Consider the following 23,284-nt stretch of genomic DNA (forward strand, 5'->3'; position numbering starts at 1 on the left):
TTTATTTTTTAATTCTTCTTTTTAAAAAAATATTTTTATTTGTTAAATTATTAAACTTATTATTCTTTATTAAAATATCTTCAATTGAACGAATATTTCGTAAAGCAGTAGTATCAACCATACCATACTCAGCACCAATACTATGATATGTACGATTTTCATATAAATATCTTAAACTCATTACTAGTCGATCTTCTATTGACATTTTATATGGCCTTCCACCAATAGTAGTTTTGAGTTTTTGATGTTCTAATAAAATATTTAAAATTTCGTTAAAAACGAGTTTATTAATACCCACTATTTTACGAAAATATTGATCAGATTTATCTTTTAATTCAAAATATGTCATAAAGTTTATCCTTAACTATTCAAATTTTATTTTAATAATAACAAAAAAATAAAAAGTTAACTAGTTATGCAGTAAGTCTAATGTCAAAATACACTAAATTATCATTTAAAAATCATCGTAATAAAGTAAATAATGAACAAATCACTAATATTGTTAATAGAAACTTTAATAATAGAATTAAAAATGAGGTGATTGTCAGTGATCTTAGTTATGTTGAAGTTAATGGTAAATGAAACTATATTTGCTTATTAATAGACCTATTTAACCGCGAAATTGTTGGACATAGTGTAGGTACTAAAAAAGATGCATCATTGGTATATCAAGCATTTATGCAATCAAATCGCTGTTTAAAAGATATGCAAATATTTCATAGCGATCGAGGTAACGAATTTAATAATAAAATTATTAACAAACTTTTATTAGCATTCAATATTACCCGCTCTTTAAGTAAAAAAGGTTGTCCTTATGACAATGCTGTTGCTGAAGCAACTTTTAAAACTTTCAAGACTGAATTTATTAATGACAAAAAATTTACATCATTAATACAGTTAAAATTAGAATTATTTGATTATATCAATTGATATAACAATATAAGAATCCACAGCACTTTAAACTACTTAACTCCCATTAAATATCAAGAAAAAATGTCTACCAAAAAATAGTCCTAAAAAGGGTTGCCATTTCAACGATTTAAGGTTATTTTTCCATTCTCAATAGTAGGAAAAGCATAACCACTACCCGGGCTTGCATATTGTACAAAATCAAGTGTATTTTGACCACTACTTATTACTCTATCATTTAAACTACTAAAAGTTAAAACTTGCATACTAAATGCACCATTATAAGGACTATAATAATTTGTTACATTTGAAATATATAATAATTGTCTATCTTGATTTTTACCACTATTACCACCAATATTTTCATTTTCATCATTAAATACACAAAAGAATTGTAAATAATCATCAATTGTAATATGTTCTTCAAACATTACTAAAGTATATTGTCTTTTAGTTTGTACTGTTTTAAATATTTGATTATTTGGTAAATTATTAAAATCTACACCACTTGTATCATCAATTAAATAAGCATTTCAATAATCACCAATTTTATATTGTTTTGTATAAAATTCATCTTGTCCTTTTACTTTATGTGTTTCTTGGTCAATAATTCCTTTATTTTTTTGATATATTTTTGTACTATTTTTTCAAATACATACAACTGGAGTATTACCAGTTAATATTAATTCATATTGCCCAAAATCACTTATCTTACTATTAATTGGTTTATAACCAGTTTCAGTTAAAGGTATAGCACCATTATTTATAATAAATGGAAATATTTTTCAATGTGATTGTCTTTTAATTAATATTTGTTGCATCTTTAATCTCATGTGAGCGTGTTTCATTAATTGTATTTGTTGATGTCTGCTCATTTTCATTACCTCCTAAATTTTTATTTAATTTTTGATTTTCATTAATAATATTTTCTAATTTATTTTCAGCCATTAATTGGTCAATATTATCATATTCACCAATTGCTTCAATTATTGTCATTGTGCCATTATTTAATCTTGAATTAATAATTTGGTCTTGTACTATTTGGTCAGTCATAGCAATTGGAATAAATTTAAAACTATAAGGTCTTTCTCCAATACCATTTCATAAATTTTCACTAATAAGTAATAAATCAAATATACGATAAAAATAAGCACTATAAAATGCTATTTTTATTTCGGTTGTTTCCATATCATATTTATTATTAAACATACTTTGTGTTTTATTAGTATAAACATCATTACCATGTTCATCATAATCATATCCAGCACCATTAAATATTACTTTAGCAGTATCATTATAATCTAATCAATATTCATTAAATTTAGGGTTACCTTGAATAATTTGCATACCACCATTACCATTTTTATCATATCCAGCACTACCAACATTAACAAACATATCTTTTTTAGGATTTTCAATAATATTACCATTTTCTTGCATTTCTTTAACTGTTTCATTAGACTTACTGCATAACGTTTTTAAGTTTTAATGATAAATTATAAAATCCTGCAATTAAATTAAATCTTAAAAATATTCGTTTTCTGGCTTTTCTAAATTTATAACCAATAATCTTAAAACATTTTAAAAATGCAAAAACATGTTCAATTTTTCTACGAGTTTTATTAATAATCTTATTAAAGATTTTGGTTTTATTTGTTTTAGGATTATTTTTGCTAATTTTAATGGGTAAAAATGTATTAGCATGAATTTTTTGTAAACCTTGATAACCTTTATCTGCAAGAATTATAGTTTCTGGTAAAAACTTTAACTTTGAATTCTTAAAAGTTTTAAAATCATGATTTTTACCAATATCAGAAAAAATATTTAAAATTTCATTAGTATTTGCATTAATTACGGTTTGAAACTTAACAGTATGCATTCATTTTTTACCAGAAAATCAATCTTTTTGGTTATATTTTGGTCGTTCTGTTTCTACCTCTGTTACATCAATTATCAAAATTTTATTTTTTAATTCTTCTTTTTAAAAAAATATTTTTATTTGTTAAATTATTAAACTTATTATTCTTTATTAAAATATCTTCAATTGAACGAATATTTCGTAAAGCAGTAGTATCAACCATACCATACTCAGCACCAATACTATGATATGTACGATTTTCATATAAATATCTTAAACTCATTACTAGTCGATCTTCTATTAGACTTACTGCATAACGTTTTTAAGTTTTAATGATAAATTATAAAATCCTGCAATTAAATTAAATCTTAAAAATATTCGTTTTCTGGCTTTTCTAAATTTATAACCAATAATCTTAAAACATTTTAAAAATGCAAAAACATGTTCAATTTTTCTACGAGTTTTATTAATAATCTTATTAAAGATTTTGGTTTTATTTGTTTTAGGATTATTTTTGCTAATTTTAATGGGTAAAAATGTATTAGCATGAATTTTTTGTAAACCTTGATAACCTTTATCTGCAAGAATTATAGTTTCTGGTAAAAACTTTAACTTTGAATTCTTAAAAGTTTTAAAATCATGATTTTTACCAATATCAGAAAAAATATTTAAAATTTCATTAGTATTTGCATTAATTACGGTTTGAAACTTAACAGTATGCATTCATTTTTTACCAGAAAATCAATCTTTTTGGTTATATTTTGGTCGTTCTGTTTCTACCTCTGTTACATCAATTATCAAAATTTTATTTTTTAATTCTTCTTTTTAAAAAAATATTTTTATTTGTTAAATTATTAAACTTATTATTCTTTATTAAAATATCTTCAATTGAACGAATATTTCGTAAAGCAGTAGTATCAACCATACCATACTCAGCACCAATACTATGATATGTACGATTTTCATATAAATATCTTAAACTCATTACTAGTCGATCTTCTATTGACATTTTATATGGCCTTCCACCAATAGTAGTTTTGAGTTTTTGATGTTCTAATAAAATATTTAAAATTTCGTTAAAAACGAGTTTATTAATACCCACTATTTTACGAAAATATTGATCAGATTTATCTTTTAATTCAAAATATGTCATAAAGTTTATCCTTAACTATTCAAATTTTATTTTAATAATAACAAAAAAATAAAAAGTTAACTAGTTATGCAGTAAGTCTATTATCTAATGCTGCAAATAAAGTAGTAACATTTAATTCTCTTTCTAATCTTTTTTGTCTAATTACACGATTTAAATCTCAAATTAAATCTCATACTGGTGTACAATCTGGATAAGCATTTAAAGTTGTAGCATTACCATATAAATTAATAATTGGTAAATTAGTTATTTCAAAAATTGGTATATAATTAAATGGATTTTTAATTTCATAAGTTTTTAATGGAGTAATATTTGGTTTTAATTTTGTTTTTGTAGAACCTAAAATAATATCTTTATTATTATCTTTATATGTTTCATATTTAACTTTTCCATTTTGAATTGTTACTCAAGTTAAAGTTGCACTATCTGCTTGTTCATTAATAAAATAAAATTCTGCTGATTGTTCTTGTTCATTAGACTTACTGCATAACTAGTTAACTTTTTATTTTTTTGTTATTATTAAAATAAAATTTGAATAGTTAAGGATAAACTTTATGACATATTTTGAATTAAAAGATAAATCTGATCACTATTTTCGTAAAATAGTGGGTATTAATAAACTCGTTTTTAACGAAATTTTAAATATTTTATTAGAACATCAAAAACTCAAAACTACTATTGGTGGAAGGCCATATAAAATGTCAATAGAAGATCGACTAGTAATGAGTTTAAGATATTTATATGAAAATCGTACATATCATAGTATTGGTGCTGAGTATGGTATGGTTGATACTACTGCTTTACGAAATATTCGTTCAATTGAAGATATTTTAATAAAGAATAATAAGTTTAATAATTTAACAAATAAAAATATTTTTTTAAAAAGAAGAATTAAAAAATAAAATTTTGATAATTGATGTAACAGAGGTAGAAACAGAACGACCAAAATATAACCAAAAAGATTGATTTTCTGGTAAAAAATGAATGCATACTGTTAAGTTTCAAACCGTAATTAATGCAAATACTAATGAAATTTTAAATATTTTTTCTGATATTGGTAAAAATCATGATTTTAAAACTTTTAAGAATTCAAAGTTAAAGTTTTTACCAGAAACTATAATTCTTGCAGATAAAGGTTATCAAGGTTTACAAAAAATTCATGCTAATACATTTTTACCCATTAAAATTAGCAAAAATAATCCTAAAACAAATAAAACCAAAATCTTTAATAAGATTATTAATAAAACTCGTAGAAAAATTGAACATGTTTTTGCATTTTTAAAATGTTTTAAGATTATTGGTTATAAATTTAGAAAAGCCAGAAAACGAATATTTTTAAGATTTAATTTAATTGCAGGATTTTATAATTTATCATTAAAACTTAAAAACGTTATGCAGTAAGTCTAATTTATCATTAAAACTTAAAAACGTTATGCAGTAAGTCTATTATATTTAGCAACTCTACCACAAAAACTATTAGGTAATATTTTAAGTGATTTACTATTATCTTCATTAACTATAATCATAATAAATACTTTACCCATTAAACTATTTTGTAAACCAAATTTATAAAATTTTTCTAATCATTTATCTTTTAAATTCATTTCATTTAAATAATCTAATATTTCTTTTTTACTTGAATTAAATAAAAAACCTTTACCTAATCATAATTTAGTTGATTTTTGAGCAATAATCATAGGTATATCAATATATCAATTTGATTTATCACAACTTAAATATTCCATTGTATTTATCATAATTCATCACCATTAAATTTATTTTTATTAATTAATAATTTATTATTAATACCATTAATTAATCATTTCATTTCATGCATTAAAGCATACATATCACTATCTCAAGTATCATCATGTAAATCTAACATTTTAGGAGTATTATTATTACTATCTAATTTCTTTTTATCTAATCATTGCATTAAACTATATTGTCTTTTAGTTTCTGAACATTTTTCTCAATTAAAACTAATAATATTTTTAAGCATACAAATTGTTGTAAAATCAATTCTATCATTTAAATATAAAATTGATTTATCTACTGCTATAAATTTTAATCATGTTATATTACGTTTTTTAACTCAACTTTTTAAAACATCAATAAATACTAATCCACCATTACCATAATCAACATAACAAATAAAACCAAATAACATTGCTATATAACGTTTACTTTCATTTAAATAATAATTAATAATATCATTTGCTAATGTATCAGTATCTTTATATTGCATAGTAACATTACTATGATAAAATTCACTTTCTTTATGTGCTCTTCTTCCGTTTTCATTTTCACCAATAAATCATAATGAAGCAGCAGTTGGATGACCACTACTACTTGTTGCCATACCAATATCTAATCCACCAGTTAATCTTTGTACTTGAAAATCTAATTTAGTACCTACTTTATCTAAATATCTTGCAAATATAGCACCAGTAAGAATACTAGGTACCCCATAATATCAACTTTGTGCTTTAATAGGGTCTAATACTTTTAATTCTTCTAAATCATTAATCATATCTAATGTTAAATTATGAGAATTTACTTTTCAATTTGAATAATGAAATAATTTAAATATATTATTATCAAATACTGATTTAATTTGTTCATTATTTTCTTTCATAATTTCTAAATTAAAAGGTACTATTTTATTCATATATTCAATAAAATATTGATAAATATTATCTGGATTACAACTTTTTATTTTAATTCTTTTTTTAGCATTACCTAATGCAAATGTAATTGCTTGAAATTCTTGTTGACTAAATTCATTTGCTTCTTCACATCATTCAATTGCTAAATCAAAACCTTTAATTTCACTTCTAGAAAGCCCTTTTAAAGGTATTCTATCATTTGAATTACTATATACACCCATAACTCTAATAAATGATTTACTACCTTTAAATAGACTTACTGCATAACTAGTTAACTTTTTATTTTAATAATAACAAAAAAATAAAAAGTTAACTAGTTATGCAGTAAGTCTAATATCATATTTTCTTTACTAGTAATAGATAATTATCATTTTTAATTAAAAATAATTTTAAAATATATAAAAAAGAAAAGAAATTTTTTTAAAAATAATTTAATTTACAAGTATTTTTGCATATTAAAGTTATATTGTAAAATATTTGGTTTTCATATATTATTAATTCAAAATCTTTATTGGTTTTTAAATTAACTTATTATTTTTAAGCGAGGTAAAAAATGAAAAACTTAGTAAAATTATTATCGATCTTAACAATATCAACACCAATACCATTATCAGTTGTTGCTTGTGATAATAACACAATACAAAAAACAGAATTAAAAGATAAAATTACTAAACTAACAACAAATATTACTGTAGATGTTAATAAAAGTAATAAAAAATTAGATACATTAATAAATAATACAACAGAAGTTAAAAACTTAAATCCAAAGTTAGTTAACCCTGTAATTAAATATTTTAGTGATAAAGAAGCTAAAAATGATATAACTACTAAATCACAAAAAGTTGGTGATTTATATATAGTTATTACTAGCAATAGTAATGATTTGAATTATCAAGGTTCATCAGCACCAATTAAAATAAATTTAAAAGAACAATCTGATAAAACTGATTTAAGTACTATTACTCAATTAACTGGTTTAGACATTATTGCTAATCCAAGTAAAAATTATAAAGAATTAATTAGTAATATAAATAGTTTTGATGAATTTAAGTCAACACCATTAGCTGATGGTTATCAACTTCAATTTTATAACGAAAATAATGAAGAAATAACAAACAATAAACAAGAACTTGAAAAAGTATCTAAAATATTTGTCAAAATAAGTAGTAATTCAAATGATCCAAATTATCAAGGTTCAACAATGATTGATATAACTAAACAAACAATTATTTCAGATATTGATATGCAAAATAATTTTGCAGAGAGAACTAAACCAGTAGCCAAACTTGCACCAGAAAATCCTTCAATTCCTGCTACATCAGATAAACAGCAGGCAATTGCAAATGTTACAGATAGTTTAAAGAAAATCCAAAAAAAATTTGAATATCTTACTAAGTCAATATTAGAAGGTATGTATAAGGAAAAAATTGATTTTAATAAACTTACAAATAAAAATGAAATTTATGATGTAAATGAAAAGCCGGTTTCTGATAATTGATTTGAAAATAAAGAAACAAAAAAACCAGCATTAATAATAATTTTTTATGGTAGTGTAAAAGAAGAAGATGGTTATTTCTTTCCTATTTGAATAAATATAACTTAGTTTTATTCAAATAGAAACTTAATTAAAATTATTTTAAAATAGAACTAATTCTTTTATGATTTAAAATATATTTTAAATCTTGAAAAAAATTCAAGTAACATCTTTATTTTTTTTCTTTTAAATTTTGATGTTTATAGAACATTCTATTTTCAATACTTGCAATACGAGCAGTTGATTCACCAACATTAATATTAACCAATGCTTCATCAATTGCATAGATCTTTGCATCTAAGTTATCTAAATGATGTAAAATTTCAGCTTCTATTGTTTTTGGTAAGACAGGTGAACCATATTCATATTTGCCATGACTAGCTAATATTAGATGCTGTAATAAAACTACGATTTCTTCCTCTAAGTTAATATTTAATTCCTTACAAGCAAGTGTAACTTGCATTGCACCTAATGAAATATGACCAATCATTTTACCTGATAGTGTATATGAACTAATAGGATTATTATTTAATTCAACCATTTTTCCATAATCATGCATAATGATTCCTGCATATAATAATTCACTATTAATGTTACGATCATTATAAAGCACTACTACTTGTTTTGCCATTCTTAACATTGTTACTGAGTGTCATAATAAACCGCTTTGAACAGCATGATGCATTTTAACTGCTGCTGGTCACTTTTTATAATCATCAATATTTTTTTTATTAAAACATTGGATTAATACTTTTTTTAAAATTGGATTTTTAAATTCCTTTATTGTTTGACTAATTTCAGTTCATGCTTCAATAATATTAATTGGTGCTTGTGTAAGTAATAAATCATAATATTCACTAGGATTACTAATAATATTTCAATTATTAATTTTTAGTTGTATTTCATTATTATAATTAATGCTATTTGCTTCAATTTTAATTACTTGTCCTGTTGTTAATTGATCAATAGTTTCTTTGCTTACGTCTCAAATTCTTGCTGAAATTGTCCCAGTTTTATCTTGTAATTGTAAGTTTAAATAATTAGTATTGTTAGAAGCAACACCTTGAATTACTCTATTAATAATTACTACTAAACTTAAAACATTATTAGGTTTAATATCTTTAATTACTGTCATTTTTTTAGTTCCTTTCTATCATTTTATATCTTTGATATTTAGATATTTGATAGCTAATTCTTCATACATTTTTCTCATTTTTAATTGTGCATCATTAATGGTTTTATCAATGCAAACAAAATAAAATTTAATTTTTGGCTCAGTTCCACTAGGTCTAACAGCAAATCATGAACCATCACTGAAGTAAAATTTTAGTAAATTTTGCGATGGCATTCCATGTAAACCAGTTTGATAGTCTTCAACTTTAATTGTTTTAATATTATTAAGTGTTGGTATTTTACTAGTTCTTAATGTTTCTAACATATTATTAATAGTATTTTGTCCTGTTTTTCCTTTTAAAATAAGATTAACAGTATAACAGTAATAATATCCAAATTTTTGATAAATATTTTCTAAAACATCAACTAATGTTTTTTGTGACTTTTGATAATATCAAGCTGCTTCTGCTGCTACTATTGCTGATTGAATACCATCTTTGTCACGAGTAATATCTTTAATAACATAACCATATGCTTCTTCAAAACCAAAAACAAAGTTAATGTTACGTGCTTTTTCTTTTAGCATTTCTGCACCAATTCATTTAAAACCAGTTAACGTTTTAATGACTTGGCATCCATATGATTTAGCAATCATATCAGATAAATTTGAAGTAACAAATGTATTGTACATAACAGGATTTTTTGGCATTGTTTTATTAAGTTGATAATGACTTAATAAATATTCTAATAAAATTGGTGCTGTTTCATTACCTGTTAATAATACATAATCATTATTATGTATTACAGCAATACCAATGCGATCAGCATCAGGATCATTTAAAATAATTAATGGTGCATCATGTTTTTTAGCATGTTTAATTGCTAAATCAAATGTTGGTTTTACTTCGGGATTAGGTGACACTACACCTTTAAAATCAGGATCATAGTTAGCTTGCTCTGTTACTAAAATAATTTCATAACCGCATTGTTCTAAAATTGGTTTAACTCATTCACGACTAGTACCGTGTAGATTAGAAAATACAATTTTAAAGTTACGATTTTTAACTTGTGGATAAAACTGTAAATTTTTAATATCATCACGATAATTATCTTCTACTGTTGAAGGTACTTCTTTAATTAGCTTAGTATCATAATCAAATGTTAATTGAAAATCATCAGGCAATTGCTCCATTTTGTTGCCAATTATATTGGTAACATTAGGAAGAAATTGACAGCCATATTGATCATAAATTTTATAACCATTATATTCAGGAGGATTATGACTGGCCGTAATAACAATTCCAGCAAGAGCATTAACTTTTCTAATGCTATATGAAAGTACTGGTGTTGGTCTTAAATCATTATTTTTAAATAAAAAAACAGGAATTTTATGTTTAGCTAAAGTTTTTGCTATTAACATTGTAAATTCTGCTGAAAAGTGACGATTATCATGAGCAATAATAACACCACGAAGTAAGTCTTTTTCAGAAAAGGCAGATTTTAAATATTGAATAAATGCGACAGTTGCTTTCATAATAATAATTTCATTAATTCTGCCGGTACCAACTCCAGTAATACCACGCATGCCAGCTGTACCAAATTCTAAAGTTGTAGTAAAAGCATCTTCAATTTCACTTTTAGACATTGTAGTTAATTGTTTTTTTAAGTGTTGTGGTAAGTTTTGCTTTTTTCAAATCTCATATGTTTTTAGTACATTCATTATTATTTCTCCTTTATAATAAAAAATTAAGTTTATAGGTAAATCATACTATAAAATAAGAAGAAAATAAATTTTAGTAGTTAATCTAAACATAAACTTTTAATTAAATAATAAAAAATAAAATTATTAAAAATTTCAATTTCAATCTTTAATAATTTTATTTTATTTTTATATTGATTGTGAATTGGTTTTATTTAGAGTTGTTATTGGTTGTTTATCATTTTTAATAGAATTTATTGCTTCAATATTTATTTTTTATTTGGCTCTGAAGTTTTAATTAGTTTATATAATGGTACTTGTTTGTTATCTTTATTAAGATGCTGATCACTAGTAATAGTACCAACAAGGTTTTCATCATTATTTAGTAATATTTCAGCAAGTGTTGTTGTTATTGGTAATTCTGGTTTAATTTTTCTTGAATTTGTTGTTATTTTTTCTTTAAAAACTTGTTTTTCTTTTTCTGTTATAAGATTTTCTGATTTTTTACTATATGGCACTTCTAAATATCTCCTTTTTCAAATTAAAAACCTATTTACTTTAAAATAAAAGTAAATAGGTAAAAACTTATATTAATTTTAGGAAAATTATATCATAATTTCTATATTTAATATAGATATTTTTCATTTATTTCTGTATTAGATAACTATTGTTTAATTAGAAATAGTTACTTCCTTAGAAGTTTTATAATTTAATTGTTTATAAAAAATACATGTATATGAAATTAAATATTAATACTTATATAAGTGTTAATTATAATTTTAATCAAAAGTATTATTTTTTATGTTATTATATATTCATAATTTAATAACTGTTCAGTCCTAATATAGATATATCTCTATGTTAGGATTTTTATTAAATTAAAGTTTTAAAGAAAAGGAAAAAAAAGATTAAAAGAAATTCCTAAAGATAAAACTAAAACAAATTAATTAAAGTAGCAGTAAGCAATAGAACAGTTCTTGCTTATGCTTGAGACCCCAGATTAGTCAATAAGAAACATTGTGAGGTTGAGTTACAAATTATGAAATAAATGATTATTTTTGTTTCTATTGTTACACCTGACTATGTAGAGATGAAAAACTTAGTTAAAAAAATGATAAAAACAAGTGAGTGATTTAAAATAAAACTGAGGTTCCAATCAGTGAATATAAAAATTTTTGTTTTAAAAACAATTTCAGGACAATTATAAATAAAGATTGCAAATGCAATCTTTATTTATCTCTTTATATTAATTTTAAGTTATTAAATTTTTTTATTGATTTTACTTGGAATTTCTTGTAAATGAGTTACAATTGTATTAAAGTTTTAAAGGAACTTTGGAACAAAATATTTTGGTTTTTTATAGACCTCGTTTAAATTTTTGTATTTAAATTAGGTTTTTTGTTTTATTATATCGTTTAAAGGAGTGAGAAATATGAAATCACAATTTTATAGAGATGGGATAATTTATTATGCAATGAATTTAGAAAAGTGAGCAAATGTTGAAAATAAAACTTACTTTATAAAATATCATGATGTGATTTTAAAATTAACTGACATCATTAATTGTTATGATCTAAAAAATATTTCTGAAGTAAAAGTTTATAAGTTCTTAGCAGATGCTTTTAATAGTCGAATTTTAAAAGAAGTAGGGGATAACTAATGAAAATTAATTTAGAAGAATGCACAAATAATAAAATAAAATATTTAGAATCATTACCAGAAAGAACTAATGGAATGTCTTTAGTTATGTATCCAGTAAATTCATGAGCAGAAACAGTTAATAAATGTGCATGCAGTAATTCTAGTGATGAAGAAACACCAGTAGTACTACAAAATAAAAAAGGTCCTAAAATATAAACCATTATAAAAAAATAAAAGCCGTAATTAATACGCCTTTTTTTATTTTATAATGGAGCGGGTGATGGGAATCGAACCCACGTCTTCAGCTTGGAAGGCTGTAATAATACCATTATACGACACCCGCAGTTATGTTAACCACCATGTATTTATATCATATTACTAAAATTAAAGTCAACTACTTTTGATAAACAAGTTAAAAAAAATTATTTTTTAATGTTTTTTTCAATATATTTATTTTTTTCTTTTTAAATAAAAGAATTTTTTCTTTAAAGAAATAAGAAACAATGACAAAAATAATTGAAGCTATAGCAAAAAAATGAGCAATTAATCATATAATTCAGAATTTATTAATATTTAAACTAAAAAGAAAAGTTATGCACAATATTGTGATAATTAGTGACAATGTTAAAAATACTAATAAAATTTGTTTTTTATTAGTAACTCATATTGGCATAATAAAAATAAATAGAATTATACTAGTAATTGGTCAAATCATAATTTGAATTGAAGTATTCATAATTTTGGCAACAAATGAGTTCTGAGATTTAGGAAAAAAATTATTAGTCATAAACATTAGTCAAACTAAAAATAAAAATAAAGAAGCAATTGTTAAAGTTATTTTGCTAATTAATAAAATTTGTTTTAATTTATTTTTTTCCATTTCACTCACCATTTAATAATAAGTTTTGTAATCTGGCATTTTGATGCCAGATTACAAAAAAACCTAATTATAATACTTTATCATAAGTATACTAAAATATTTTAAAAAATATTATTCTTTGTTTTTTTCTTTTCTTTTTTGTTTTTTATGACTCTTAAAATCCATTATGACAAAGAAAATAAAAAGACCAATAATACTTACTAAAGAAATTACCATCAAAATAATTGCTGCAACATCCATGTTTTTAACCTCTTTCAGTTTTTGGTTTTATTTTAAATAATTTATTAAAACCATTATGAATATTTTTATGATAAGTTAAGATAAAAGTTAAAAGTAAAACTAACCCAACACCAAGTGTTAGACCAACTGTACCATAGACAAAATTAGCATTGATAATATTAATAATAAAATCATAGATACCAGTAGCAATATTAATTAAAATTAAAATTGGTGCGATAATTAAAATTACTATTTTATATCCTTTTGTTCATTTCATTCATGAATTTTCATTATTATATAATTTTAATGTATCATATAGTTTTCAGCCATATGGACTAATACCAATTAATAAAATAAATCCAATTATTAGTAATCAAATTTGCGCTACTCAAATTGCTAGCCCATTAAACAGCGCTGGTGAATTACTAAAGGTAAATAATACTGATACTGCCATTGCTCCTAATAATGATATTGCTAATGCTTGTTTGCGCTTTAAATGAATTTCATATTCTAAACCATTTACCATTGATTCAACTTGACCAGTTAGTGAGGACATACCTGCAAAGAAAAGTGTAACAAAAAATAATATTGCTAAAATATTTCCTAAAATAGGAACTTGATTATTAATAATAGCAAATAATTGTGGTATTACTTGGAAAATCAAAGCAGGTCCTGCTTGAAATACATCTTTAATATCAGTTTTACCTTGATTTTGAGCAATTGCACCTATTGAATTAAAAACAATAATTGTTGTTAATATACCAATAACGCTAGTGCCAAAGGCTACTACAAAAGCTTGATTAGTACTATCTTGTTTTTCAGGAGCATGAGCTGAATAAATATAAATGGTTCCTGTACATGTTGATAACATAAAGAATGATTGACCAAAAGCATCTTTTCATAATCCAGGATTTAATAATTCTTTAGCATCTAAATCAAACATTACATTTAATCCAAGTTTGGCACCTGATAAGTTACTAGTATAAATTGCTAAAATAATAATCATTAAAAATAAAAATGGAATCATAATTTTATTGGCTTTTTCAATTCCTTTTTCAACACCACCTAGTAGAATAATACCTAAAATAATTCATACACCAATTGTTGCAAGTAAAATCATTCAATTTAAGTTACCTAGGCTATTTAAATTGCTAATATCTTGATCATTTGTTTGTTGTAAAATATTATGATAAAAATAAGAACCTTTATTTAAATTAGAAGTAAAACTAATAATAATATTAATTAAAGTTCATCCTACTAAAACACTATAATAAGTACTTAGTAAAATAACGGTTGTTGAATGCAATCAAGAGAAAAAAGCACCTTTTTTACCTCCAACTTCACTAAAAAATTCAATATGATTTTTACGATATTTATTACCAATTGTCATTTCAATAAATAAAACGGGTATTGCACAAATTACCATACATATTAAAAAGGGTATTAGAAAAGCACCGTGATGGTTATACATTTGAGTTGGAAATCCTCAAATACCACCTAATCCTACTGCTGAACCCATTACTGAAAGTAAGAATCCTAATTTTGAGATATTTAAGCGTTGTTTTTTCATATTAATAAATGACCTCCTTTATAACAGTTAATTATACAAAAAAAATATTTTATTAAAACCAATTTCAGTAAATAAAATTTTGTAATGTTATTTATTAATAAGGTGTGTTGGAAAATATATAGAAAATGAAAATTTTATTTTATTAAATAAATGATATTATTAAAAATAAAGAATAAGAAAAAACAAGGTTTTTAAGTAAATTTTAAAAAAGTAATAGTAAAAAATAAACCTCCTCCCTTATATAAGGGAGGAGGTTAGATAAGTTTACTTTCTTGTCTTCAAATCTGTACAAATTGATTTGGAGGCATTTTCAATCTAATAACTATTCTATCATTGTTTCAATAGACTTACTGCATAACGTTTTTAAGTTTTAATGATAAATTATAAAATCCTGCAATTAAATTAAATCTTAAAAATATTCGTTTTCTGGCTTTTCTAAATTTATAACCAATAATCTTAAAACATTTTAAAAATGCAAAAACATGTTCAATTTTTCTACGAGTTTTATTAATAATCTTATTAAAGATTTTGGTTTTATTTGTTTTAGGATTATTTTTGCTAATTTTAATGGGTAAAAATGTATTAGCATGAATTTTTTGTAAACCTTGATAACCTTTATCTGCAAGAATTATAGTTTCTGGTAAAAACTTTAACTTTGAATTCTTAAAAGTTTTAAAATCATGATTTTTACCAATATCAGAAAAAATATTTAAAATTTCATTAGTATTTGCATTAATTACGGTTTGAAACTTAACAGTATGCATTCATTTTTTACCAGAAAATCAATCTTTTTGGTTATATTTTGGTCGTTCTGTTTCTACCTCTGTTACATCAATTATCAAAATTTTATTTTTTAATTCTTCTTTTTAAAAAAATATTTTTATTTGTTAAATTATTAAACTTATTATTCTTTATTAAAATATCTTCAATTGAACGAATATTTCGTAAAGCAGTAGTATCAACCATACCATACTCAGCACCAATACTATGATATGTACGATTTTCATATAAATATCTTAAACTCATTACTAGTCGATCTTCTATTGACATTTTATATGGCCTTCCACCAATAGTAGTTTTGAGTTTTTGATGTTCTAATAAAATATTTAAAATTTCGTTAAAAACGAGTTTATTAATACCCACTATTTTACGAAAATATTGATCAGATTTATCTTTTAATTCAAAATATGTCATAAAGTTTATCCTTAACTATTCAAATTTTATTTTAATAATAACAAAAAAATAAAAAGTTAACTAGTTATGCAGTAAGTCTAATATCTAACAAATTTTTCTAATATTTTATTAAAACTTTCCATACTTTCAAAAGTGCTACCAAACATCATTTTAAAATCTCTTTTAATTCAACGATTTAAACATTCACTAACTTGATTACCTTTAAAACCTGATAGACTTTTTGAATGAATTAGATTAGTACTTGTATTAAAAACTTTACTAACAATTTCGCTTGTATTAGCAGAACCTAAATCTGATTGAATAGTCGTAAAATTACATTGTTTAGCACTCGCTAATTCTATTTGATTAACCACATTTAACACAGTTTTGGCATTTTCACTTTTGTTTATTTTTCAGCCAACAATTGAATTACTGTACATATCAGTAGCAAAAACAACTAATAATTTTGTTTTTTTATCACCAATAATTATATTTTTAAATCATGTGCCATCCATACCAACTTTTTCAAGAAAGTTATTACTTGAAAAATTACGTTTTAATAAATCTTTATTATTTTTTAAATCACTATTTTCTACTACTCTATTTGTTGATTTAGGTTCTAATAATAATTTAATATTATTATCTTTTAATATTTGTTTTATGCTTGTTTTACTGCATTTAAGACCTTTATTTTTTATTTTTAACTCTAATCTTACTTTTTCAAAACTAGTGATATTAATGTACTTTTTTTCATTTTTAATGAGAACTATTTTGTTTATTGCTTGTATCAAATTATCATTAATTTTTGATTGATATTGCTTTTTACCTTTTTTTACTCATAAATAGTATGCTGTTTTGCTAATAGCTATGTAAACAATAATTTTATTTAATTGATGACCTTTTTGCTTATATTTTTCTACTATTAAAAAACACTTATATTTTAATAATTTACTATTTTTTCCCCTTGTTAATTTCTTTTCACAGGCTAATTGCTCCTTTAAAAGTTCTTTTTCAACCTCATCTTTTAAAGCTTGTTTTCTAAGTTTATCAATTTCTTTGTTTAATAGTTTAATTTCAATATCTTTCTTATCGATCCTGTGAGAAGTTTGGGATTTAGAAATTTTGGTGAATGCATTTTCACCTTTAATTTGATATTGGTTAACCCAATTATAAATTAATACTGGAGTTGATAATTTATATTTGACTTGAATTTCATGTATTTTTAGTTTTTTATCAACTAAATACTCATTAACAACGGCTAATTTTGTTTCTTTTGAATAAACTTTATAATTCATAATTTCTCCTTCTGTATTAATTATTTTTAATTATATTACAGATTGAAAATATTAATTGGTAAACTTAAGTGACTGATGCCAAATACTAGTTTACAAATGGTTGTTCTTTCCTTTATTTCAATTTTATTAAAAAGATTCTAAACAGGTTCTAACACGTGTTGATAATAGCGTTAAAGAAGATTATTAATTATTAACTTTCTCCTACTTGGTCACTGCGTGTAGTAGATATTTAAAGGGTGCTAATAATAAAAATTTTAAAATTTTACAATTACAAAAAAAGACAAGATTATTTTTTGTCTTTTTCCTTGTTAATAATTTTAATTTAACTTATAAAATGTATATTTTATTTTTTTAAATACGTCGAATATAAAATATAAATTTAATGTTTTAAGAAAAGAGAGTAATTTTGTCTAATTTTAATGATTTTTCAAATAATTCATTTGGAAATAAGTTACTAATATGATAATTAATTATTTCGTAAATTTGACAATCGTCCAAATTATTTTTCATAATTTCAATATTAATGATTATATTACTTTCATTTATTTAATATAGGGTTATAATACAAGAAGTAATAGATAAAGACTAGAGTTTAGCTCATATTTAAGGATTGTAATTCTTAATATGGGTGTTTTTATATTAATTTTATTATTTTAAATTATTTTTTAGAAAGGATGAAAAATATGGATTCATCACCAGCAAGAAGTTATTCTTCTACAGAACAATTATTACCAAATGATTTAATATCAACTAATAATAGAAATAGGGTAGCACCTACTATAAGAGATGTGTTACTTACTTTTGGTAATTCAATGGTAACTGGGGGTAACTATTTATTATATCAAGATGGAGTATTATCACTAGTACCAGCATTATGTTTTATGGTGGAAGGAGCAGTTAATTCAAAAATTTCGCTAACTAATTTAATATTAAGATATCGAAATATTAATAATTTATTAACAGAACTAAGTTTTGCAACAGCACCATTATTACCACTAGCAGTAGCTTGACTTAACTGACCAACACCCAATCCAGATACATTACCTGTTACATATGCTTTTATTACAGCAGCAGCTTCAAGTTTAAATCATATAGTGACAGTGAGTAAAAAAATATTAGAATGTTGTGCACCTAATAATGAAGAAAATGCAATAAATCAACAACGTAATATATGACAAAAAATAGGTAATACAGCAGCAAGTTTATTAGCACCAATAACTATTGCTAGTGCAATTACTGGTGTTAGTCTTTTTGCATATCATGAATTAAGTAATCCAAATAATAATGATGATCAACCATTTTATAAAAAAAGATCAATGGCTTTTTGAGAAACAATAGCTGGTCTTGCAACAGTTGGTACTGGTTTATTAGTAAATACTGGAATAGAATTATATGAAAATTGATGTGCGGATGTTAATGATTTTGATGAGGAAGGTAATTATGAAAATGTTTCTAGCAGTACATCTTCACCATCATCATCAAGTTCTGAAGATAGTGATGATGATAATAATTCATTATTAAATAAATCTTTTAATCCAGAAAAAATTAATAATGAAGAGGAAACACAATCAGTAATGCCAACTTCTAGTGTTATTGAAATATCTGATCCTAAACCACTTAATACAGAAGCATTAAATTTTGAAGAATGTTTTCCTGTTAAACAACCATCTTCAGAACGTCGATTATCATTTTTATAATATTTAATATTATAAAAATAAAAAGGTATTCTTTTAAGAATACCTTTTTATACTAATAATTTAATATTAGTGGTGCCCAGAGCGGGACTCGAACCCGCATGATTTCTCGGTAGATTTTGAGTCTGCTGCGTCTGCCATTTCGCCATCTGGGCAAAATATAGTTTACTTACTTATAAAAAATGAGGAATACTTCCTCGTCATTAATAAATATATAAAATGGTGCCCAGAGCGAGACTCGAACTCGCACAACCTGTAAAAGTCATCGGATCTTAAGCCCGACGTGTCTGCCATTTCACCACCTGGGCATCAAATGGTGTCCCCGGCAAGGATCGAACTTGCGGCACCTCGGTTAAAAGCCGAGTGCTCTACCGCTGAGCTACGAGGACAAGTTAATAAAATATATATGGCTGAGGTGGTTGGATTTGAACCAACGCATGACGGCGTCAAAGGCCGTTGCCTTACCGCTTGGCTACACCCCAATAAGTAATATGGTGGAGGGGGAGGGAGTCGAACCCCCGAACTCGAAGAGATCTGGTTTACAGCCAGGTGCAGTTGGCCACTTTGCTACCCCTCCATAAATAATAATGGTGCTGATGACAGGAATCGAACCTGCAACCTACGGTTTACAAAACCGTTGCTCTGCCGGATTGAGCCACATCAGCAGGTAAATGGTGGAGTATGACGGACTTGAACCGCCGACCTATTGCTTGTAAGGCAATTGCTCTCCCAGCTGAGCTAATACTCCTTATTTATTGTTTTATTAGAATTATTTATTCTTAAAAAACCTTAATCATTATAATAGATATTTTTCACATTTACAATTATTTTTTAAAGATAATGTAAAATTATTTTATTTTTAATTATTTTTTAAAAGAAAAAACCAAAAAAAATAATTTTATATTAAATATTACTATTTTATACCTATTTTCAGTTTTATATATTTTAAATATAATATATTTTTTAAAGTTTGCTACAATTTTTCTGAGCCATATTTATATTAAAAGAAAGTGAAATTATTTTATGCAAAAAATATGAAAAAAATTATCAAAGTTAGATAAAATTAGCATTTACGTATTTATAACTATGTTAATAGTAATGATTTTAGGATTAATTTTAATCGGAACAGTATCTTGAACAGTTAAACCATTAGGAGCTAAAGTGGCTGAAAGTCATGATGGGTTTTGAATTTTAAGAAATTCTCATCCTTGAACTATTGGAGATTTTATTAAGGGTAGTATAACTAATTTTGGTGTTACTATGTCATTAGCTGATTTTTTTGATAAATTAAAAATTGCAGTTGCTGCATTAGGTGGAACTGCAACTTTAACAGGTACAGCAGCGCAATTACAAATAGGAGTAATCTTAGCGATTATTGCTACTCCAATCTTATTATTTACAAGTATTATTATTTTTGGATACAGTTGTTATTTAAAAGTAGTAAAAAAATAAAAATAGCAATTTATTAATTTTAAAAAATTCTTATTTTTCAAATTAAAGTAAGATTTATTTATTTATTTTATAGCAGTAATATAACAATGATATAATTAAAAAAAATAGGTGATAATAATGATAACTAAAAATTGATGAAAAAAATTACCTTTTGATGAAAAAATAGTTACTATTTTATTTTTTTCTGGTTTTATATTTTTGTTATTAGGGTTAATTATGTTATTAAGCATTAAAATAGATAACATTTTTAATGGATTTAATGTTATTTATATAAATGGTGTAATTGATAGTTTAACCTATCAAAGTAGTCAGGGAATAACAGTAGATATTTTCTTTTTAAAAGTAGGGATTATTTTTACTATTTTCTTAATGCCAATTTGTTCTGGCTGTAGTATAATTTGATTTATTATTAAACGATTAATTTTTAAAAAATAGAGGTGAATAATGAAAAATAATGATTCATTTATTGAAATAATAAATAAAACTTTGGATAAAACAGTTAATTTAGATTTTAAAGCTTTAAAAGGTCATAATATTATATTTATTGTTGATATGGTTAATGGCTTTGCTAAAAAAGGAAATTTATTTTCACCTAATATTAATTCAATTATTAAACCAATTAAAAATTTATTAGCAAAAGTAAATACTAATGAAACTAAAGTTATTGCTTTTAATGATGCTCATAATGAACATAGTCCCGAATTTCATACTTTTCCTAGTCATTGTTTGGAAGATACTATTGAATCAGAGTTAGTAGAAGAATTAAAATCTGACAATATTAAGATTATTAAAAAAAATAGTACTAATGGTTTTTTTGCTTTTGATTTTAAGCCAAATTTACAATGGGATAACATTATTATTGTTGGTTGTTGTACTGATATTTGTATTTATCAATTTGCTATTAGTTGTAAAACTTGATTTAATCAGCACAATAAAGAAGTAAATGTTATTGTTCCAATGACAATGACAAATACTTATGATCAACCAGAGCATCCAGCTCATATTTTAAATCAATATGCATGATATTCAATGCTTAAAAATGGCATTACTATTGTTAAAGATGTTATTTAATTAAGGGGCATTGGGCATTGGTTAGATAAGTTTACTTTCTTGTCTTCAAATCTGTACAAATTGATTTGGAGGCATTTTCAATCTAATAACTATTCTATCATTGTTTCAATATCTAATAAATTTTTCTAATATTTTATTAAAACTTTCCATACTTTCAAAAGTGCTACCAAACATCATTTTAAAATCTCTTTTAATTCAACGATTTAAACATTCACTAACTTGATTACCTTTAAAACCTGATAGACTTTTTGAGTGAATTAGATTAGTACTTGTATTAAAAACTTTACTAACAATTTCGCTTGTATTAGCAGAACCTAAATCTGATTGAATAGTCGTAAAATTACATTGTTTAGCACTCGCTAATTCTATTTGATTAACCACATTTAACACAGTTTTGGCATTTTCACTTTTGTTTATTTTTCAGCCAACAATTGAATTACTGTACATATCAGTAGCAAAAACAACTAATAATTTTGTTTTTTTATCACCAATAATTATATTTTTAAATCATGTGCCATCCATACCAACTTTTTCAAGAAAGTTATTACTTGAAAAATTACGTTTTAATAAATCTTTATTATTTTTTAAATCACTATTTTCTACTACTCTATTTGTTGATTTAGGTTCTAATAATAATTTAATATTATTATCTTTTAATATTTGTTTTATGCTTGTTTTACTGCATTTAAGACCTTTATTTTTTATTTTTAACTCTAATCTTACTTTTTCAAAACTAGTCATATTAATGTACTTTTTTTCATTTTTAATGAGAACTATTTTGTTTATTGCTTGTATCAAATTATCATTAATTTTTGATTGATATTGCTTTTTACCTTTTTTTACTCATAAATAGTATGCTGTTTTGCTAATAGCTATGTAAACAATAATTTTATTTAATTGATGACCTTTTTGCTTATATTTTTCTACTATTAAAAAACACTTATATTTTAATAATTTACTATTTTTTCCCCTTGTTAATTTCTTTTCACAGGCTAATTGCTCCTTTAAAAGTTCTTTTTCAACCTCATCTTTTAAAGCTTGTTTTCTAAGTTTATCAATTTCTTTGTTTAATAGTTTAATTTCAATATCTTTCTTATCGATCCTGTGAGAAGTTTGGGATTTAGAAATTTTGGTGAATGCATTTTCACCTTTAATTTGATATTGGTTAACCCAATTATAAATTAATACTGGAGTTGATAATTTATATTTGACTTGAATTTCATGTATTTTTAGTTTTTTATCAACTAAATACTCATTAACAACGGCTAATTTTGTTTCTTTTGAATAAACTTTATAATTCATAATTTCTCCTTCTGTATTAATTATTTTTAATTATATTACAGATTGAAAATATTAA

General features: G+C 23.7%; 29 protein-coding genes and 8 tRNA genes. 11 read left to right on the plus strand and 26 right to left on the minus strand.

Annotation, left to right across the window (positions count from 1 at the left end; translation table 4 throughout):
• Position 1: 1 nt before the first annotated feature.
• A complete protein-coding gene (locus AAHM85_RS06145; RefSeq protein ID WP_342260488.1) occupies positions 2–349 on the minus strand; it encodes a transposase family protein in 348 nt (115 codons plus the stop codon).
• A gap of 80 nt (positions 350–429) precedes the next feature.
• Between AAHM85_RS06145 and AAHM85_RS06150 the strand changes: the two genes are divergently transcribed.
• Positions 430–1,011 carry an IS3 family transposase gene (locus AAHM85_RS06150; protein WP_342261401.1) on the plus strand — a complete coding sequence of 194 codons (582 nt, stop codon included), beginning with the start codon at positions 430–432 and terminating at the stop codon, positions 1,009–1,011.
• 2 nt (positions 1,012–1,013) lie between these two features.
• Here AAHM85_RS06150 and AAHM85_RS06155 read toward each other — a convergent pair whose 3' ends face one another.
• The 6 genes from AAHM85_RS06155 to AAHM85_RS06180 are packed head-to-tail and all read right to left on the minus strand — an operon-like array spanning position 1,014 to position 3,920.
• On the minus strand, positions 1,014–1,784 hold the full coding sequence (locus tag AAHM85_RS06155) for a hypothetical protein (RefSeq protein WP_342261402.1): 771 nt from the start codon (positions 1,782–1,784) through the stop codon (positions 1,014–1,016).
• Entirely contained in the window at positions 1,711–2,349 is a 639-nt protein-coding gene (locus tag AAHM85_RS06160) for a hypothetical protein (protein WP_342261403.1), read from the minus strand. The genes AAHM85_RS06155 and AAHM85_RS06160 overlap by 74 nt, the downstream gene beginning before the upstream one ends.
• 22 nt (positions 2,350–2,371) lie before the next feature.
• Positions 2,372–2,866 (minus strand): transposase family protein, encoded by a 495-nt coding sequence (locus AAHM85_RS06165; protein WP_342260487.1) that lies wholly within the window; start codon positions 2,864–2,866, stop codon positions 2,372–2,374.
• A gap of 4 nt (positions 2,867–2,870) precedes the next feature.
• Positions 2,871–3,068, minus strand: a complete 198-nt coding sequence (locus AAHM85_RS06170; protein ID WP_342261702.1) for a transposase family protein — start codon at positions 3,066–3,068, stop codon at positions 2,871–2,873.
• A gap of 5 nt (positions 3,069–3,073) precedes the next feature.
• Positions 3,074–3,568, minus strand: coding sequence for a transposase family protein (locus AAHM85_RS06175; RefSeq protein WP_342260487.1), 495 nt, complete (start codon positions 3,566–3,568; stop codon positions 3,074–3,076).
• A gap of 4 nt (positions 3,569–3,572) precedes the next feature.
• Positions 3,573–3,920 carry a transposase family protein gene (locus AAHM85_RS06180; protein WP_342260488.1) on the minus strand — a complete coding sequence of 116 codons (348 nt, stop codon included), beginning with the start codon at positions 3,918–3,920 and terminating at the stop codon, positions 3,573–3,575.
• Positions 3,921–4,471: 551 nt separating this feature from the next.
• Between AAHM85_RS06180 and AAHM85_RS06185 the strand changes: the two genes are divergently transcribed.
• The gene (locus tag AAHM85_RS06185) at positions 4,472–4,819 is read left to right on the plus strand and encodes a transposase family protein (RefSeq protein ID WP_342261404.1); all 348 of its coding nucleotides are present in this window, start codon (positions 4,472–4,474) and stop codon (positions 4,817–4,819) included.
• Between the two features lie 4 nt (positions 4,820–4,823).
• Complete coding sequence (locus AAHM85_RS06190) at positions 4,824–5,318, plus strand: transposase family protein (protein ID WP_342260487.1); 495 nt, start codon at positions 4,824–4,826, stop codon at positions 5,316–5,318.
• Between the two features lie 29 nt (positions 5,319–5,347).
• Here AAHM85_RS06190 and AAHM85_RS06195 read toward each other — a convergent pair whose 3' ends face one another.
• Both AAHM85_RS06195 and AAHM85_RS06200 read right to left on the minus strand, forming a co-directional pair.
• A complete protein-coding gene (locus AAHM85_RS06195; protein WP_342260810.1) occupies positions 5,348–5,674 on the minus strand; it encodes a hypothetical protein in 327 nt (108 codons plus the stop codon).
• Positions 5,668–6,807 (minus strand): hypothetical protein, encoded by a 1,140-nt coding sequence (locus AAHM85_RS06200; protein WP_342261405.1) that lies wholly within the window; start codon positions 6,805–6,807, stop codon positions 5,668–5,670. The genes AAHM85_RS06195 and AAHM85_RS06200 overlap by 7 nt, the downstream gene beginning before the upstream one ends.
• A gap of 332 nt (positions 6,808–7,139) precedes the next feature.
• On the opposite strand from AAHM85_RS06200, the gene AAHM85_RS06205 reads away from it, so the two are divergent.
• Positions 7,140–8,189, plus strand: a complete 1,050-nt coding sequence (locus AAHM85_RS06205) for a hypothetical protein (RefSeq protein WP_342261406.1) — start codon at positions 7,140–7,142, stop codon at positions 8,187–8,189.
• A 103-nt stretch (positions 8,190–8,292) separates the two neighbouring features.
• On the opposite strand, the gene AAHM85_RS06210 is transcribed toward AAHM85_RS06205, so the two are convergent.
• The 3 genes from AAHM85_RS06210 to AAHM85_RS06220 all read right to left on the minus strand — a co-directional run bounded on the left by AAHM85_RS06210 (position 8,293) and on the right by AAHM85_RS06220 (position 11,450).
• Positions 8,293–9,255 (minus strand): 3'-5' exoribonuclease YhaM family protein, encoded by a 963-nt coding sequence (locus AAHM85_RS06210; protein WP_342261407.1) that lies wholly within the window; start codon positions 9,253–9,255, stop codon positions 8,293–8,295.
• 15 nt (positions 9,256–9,270) lie between these two features.
• Positions 9,271–10,953: a phospho-sugar mutase gene (locus AAHM85_RS06215; protein ID WP_342261408.1), complete on the minus strand. Its 1,683-nt coding sequence runs from the start codon at positions 10,951–10,953 to the stop codon at positions 9,271–9,273.
• A 248-nt stretch (positions 10,954–11,201) separates the two neighbouring features.
• Positions 11,202–11,450 carry a hypothetical protein gene (locus AAHM85_RS06220; RefSeq protein ID WP_342261409.1) on the minus strand — a complete coding sequence of 83 codons (249 nt, stop codon included), beginning with the start codon at positions 11,448–11,450 and terminating at the stop codon, positions 11,202–11,204.
• A gap of 914 nt (positions 11,451–12,364) precedes the next feature.
• Here AAHM85_RS06220 and AAHM85_RS06225 point away from each other — a divergent pair.
• Positions 12,365–12,592 carry a hypothetical protein gene (locus AAHM85_RS06225; RefSeq protein ID WP_174481002.1) on the plus strand — a complete coding sequence of 76 codons (228 nt, stop codon included), beginning with the start codon at positions 12,365–12,367 and terminating at the stop codon, positions 12,590–12,592.
• The gene (locus AAHM85_RS06230; protein WP_342261410.1) at positions 12,592–12,789 is read left to right on the plus strand and encodes a hypothetical protein; all 198 of its coding nucleotides are present in this window, start codon (positions 12,592–12,594) and stop codon (positions 12,787–12,789) included. The genes AAHM85_RS06225 and AAHM85_RS06230 overlap by 1 nt, the downstream gene beginning before the upstream one ends.
• Before the next feature lie 53 nt (positions 12,790–12,842).
• Here the strand turns inward: AAHM85_RS06230 and AAHM85_RS06235 are convergent.
• A tRNA-Gly gene (locus tag AAHM85_RS06235) sits at positions 12,843–12,916 on the minus strand.
• Positions 12,917–13,076: 160 nt separating this feature from the next.
• Between AAHM85_RS06235 and AAHM85_RS06240 the strand changes: the two genes are divergently transcribed.
• Entirely contained in the window at positions 13,077–13,469 is a 393-nt protein-coding gene (locus tag AAHM85_RS06240) for a hypothetical protein (protein ID WP_342261411.1), read from the plus strand.
• Positions 13,470–13,564: 95 nt separating this feature from the next.
• Here the strand turns inward: AAHM85_RS06240 and AAHM85_RS06245 are convergent, their stop codons facing one another.
• From AAHM85_RS06245 to AAHM85_RS06265, 5 genes are all read right to left on the minus strand, one after another.
• Positions 13,565–13,693 (minus strand): hypothetical protein, encoded by a 129-nt coding sequence (locus tag AAHM85_RS06245; RefSeq protein WP_342261412.1) that lies wholly within the window; start codon positions 13,691–13,693, stop codon positions 13,565–13,567.
• A gap of 4 nt (positions 13,694–13,697) precedes the next feature.
• Positions 13,698–15,242, minus strand: coding sequence for a sodium-dependent transporter (locus AAHM85_RS06250; RefSeq protein WP_342261413.1), 1,545 nt, complete (start codon positions 15,240–15,242; stop codon positions 13,698–13,700).
• Positions 15,243–15,589: 347 nt separating this feature from the next.
• Positions 15,590–16,084: a transposase family protein gene (locus AAHM85_RS06255; RefSeq protein ID WP_342260487.1), complete on the minus strand. Its 495-nt coding sequence runs from the start codon at positions 16,082–16,084 to the stop codon at positions 15,590–15,592.
• A gap of 4 nt (positions 16,085–16,088) precedes the next feature.
• Entirely contained in the window at positions 16,089–16,436 is a 348-nt protein-coding gene (locus AAHM85_RS06260; RefSeq protein WP_342260488.1) for a transposase family protein, read from the minus strand.
• Between the two features lie 77 nt (positions 16,437–16,513).
• Entirely contained in the window at positions 16,514–17,710 is a 1,197-nt protein-coding gene (locus tag AAHM85_RS06265) for a hypothetical protein (RefSeq protein WP_342261414.1), read from the minus strand.
• A 683-nt stretch (positions 17,711–18,393) separates the two neighbouring features.
• Here AAHM85_RS06265 and AAHM85_RS06270 point away from each other — a divergent pair.
• Positions 18,394–19,407 carry a hypothetical protein gene (locus AAHM85_RS06270; protein ID WP_342261415.1) on the plus strand — a complete coding sequence of 338 codons (1,014 nt, stop codon included), beginning with the start codon at positions 18,394–18,396 and terminating at the stop codon, positions 19,405–19,407.
• A 70-nt stretch (positions 19,408–19,477) separates the two neighbouring features.
• Here AAHM85_RS06270 and AAHM85_RS06275 read toward each other — a convergent pair.
• From AAHM85_RS06275 to AAHM85_RS06305, 7 genes are all read right to left on the minus strand, one after another.
• Positions 19,478–19,559: transfer RNA gene (locus AAHM85_RS06275), tRNA-Leu, on the minus strand.
• Between the two features lie 65 nt (positions 19,560–19,624).
• Positions 19,625–19,712, minus strand: a tRNA-Leu gene (locus AAHM85_RS06280).
• A gap of 6 nt (positions 19,713–19,718) precedes the next feature.
• Positions 19,719–19,793: transfer RNA gene (locus AAHM85_RS06285), tRNA-Lys, on the minus strand.
• A gap of 18 nt (positions 19,794–19,811) precedes the next feature.
• Positions 19,812–19,886 (minus strand) — tRNA-Gln (locus tag AAHM85_RS06290).
• 10 nt (positions 19,887–19,896) lie between these two features.
• Positions 19,897–19,981 (minus strand) — tRNA-Tyr (locus tag AAHM85_RS06295).
• 11 nt (positions 19,982–19,992) lie between these two features.
• A tRNA-Thr gene (locus AAHM85_RS06300) sits at positions 19,993–20,069 on the minus strand.
• 7 nt (positions 20,070–20,076) lie between these two features.
• Positions 20,077–20,152, minus strand: a tRNA-Val gene (locus tag AAHM85_RS06305).
• Positions 20,153–20,427: 275 nt separating this feature from the next.
• On the opposite strand from AAHM85_RS06305, the gene AAHM85_RS06310 reads away from it, so the two are divergent.
• The 3 genes from AAHM85_RS06310 to AAHM85_RS06320 all read left to right on the plus strand — a co-directional run bounded on the left by AAHM85_RS06310 (position 20,428) and on the right by AAHM85_RS06320 (position 21,927).
• The gene (locus AAHM85_RS06310; protein ID WP_342261416.1) at positions 20,428–20,856 is read left to right on the plus strand and encodes a hypothetical protein; all 429 of its coding nucleotides are present in this window, start codon (positions 20,428–20,430) and stop codon (positions 20,854–20,856) included.
• Positions 20,857–20,973: 117 nt separating this feature from the next.
• Positions 20,974–21,291 (plus strand): hypothetical protein, encoded by a 318-nt coding sequence (locus AAHM85_RS06315; protein ID WP_342261417.1) that lies wholly within the window; start codon positions 20,974–20,976, stop codon positions 21,289–21,291.
• 9 nt (positions 21,292–21,300) lie between these two features.
• On the plus strand, positions 21,301–21,927 hold the full coding sequence (locus AAHM85_RS06320; RefSeq protein WP_342261418.1) for an isochorismatase family cysteine hydrolase: 627 nt from the start codon (positions 21,301–21,303) through the stop codon (positions 21,925–21,927).
• Positions 21,928–21,948: 21 nt separating this feature from the next.
• On the opposite strand, the gene AAHM85_RS06325 is transcribed toward AAHM85_RS06320, so the two are convergent.
• Positions 21,949–23,229: an IS3 family transposase gene (locus AAHM85_RS06325; RefSeq protein ID WP_342261419.1), complete on the minus strand. Its 1,281-nt coding sequence runs from the start codon at positions 23,227–23,229 to the stop codon at positions 21,949–21,951.
• Positions 23,230–23,284: the final 55 nt, after the last annotated feature.

The organism is Spiroplasma endosymbiont of Notiophilus biguttatus (assembly GCF_964030985.1).
In the GTDB taxonomy this organism is placed as follows: domain Bacteria; phylum Bacillota_I; class Bacilli_A; order Mycoplasmatales; family VBWQ01; genus Spiroplasma_E; species Spiroplasma_E ixodetis_A.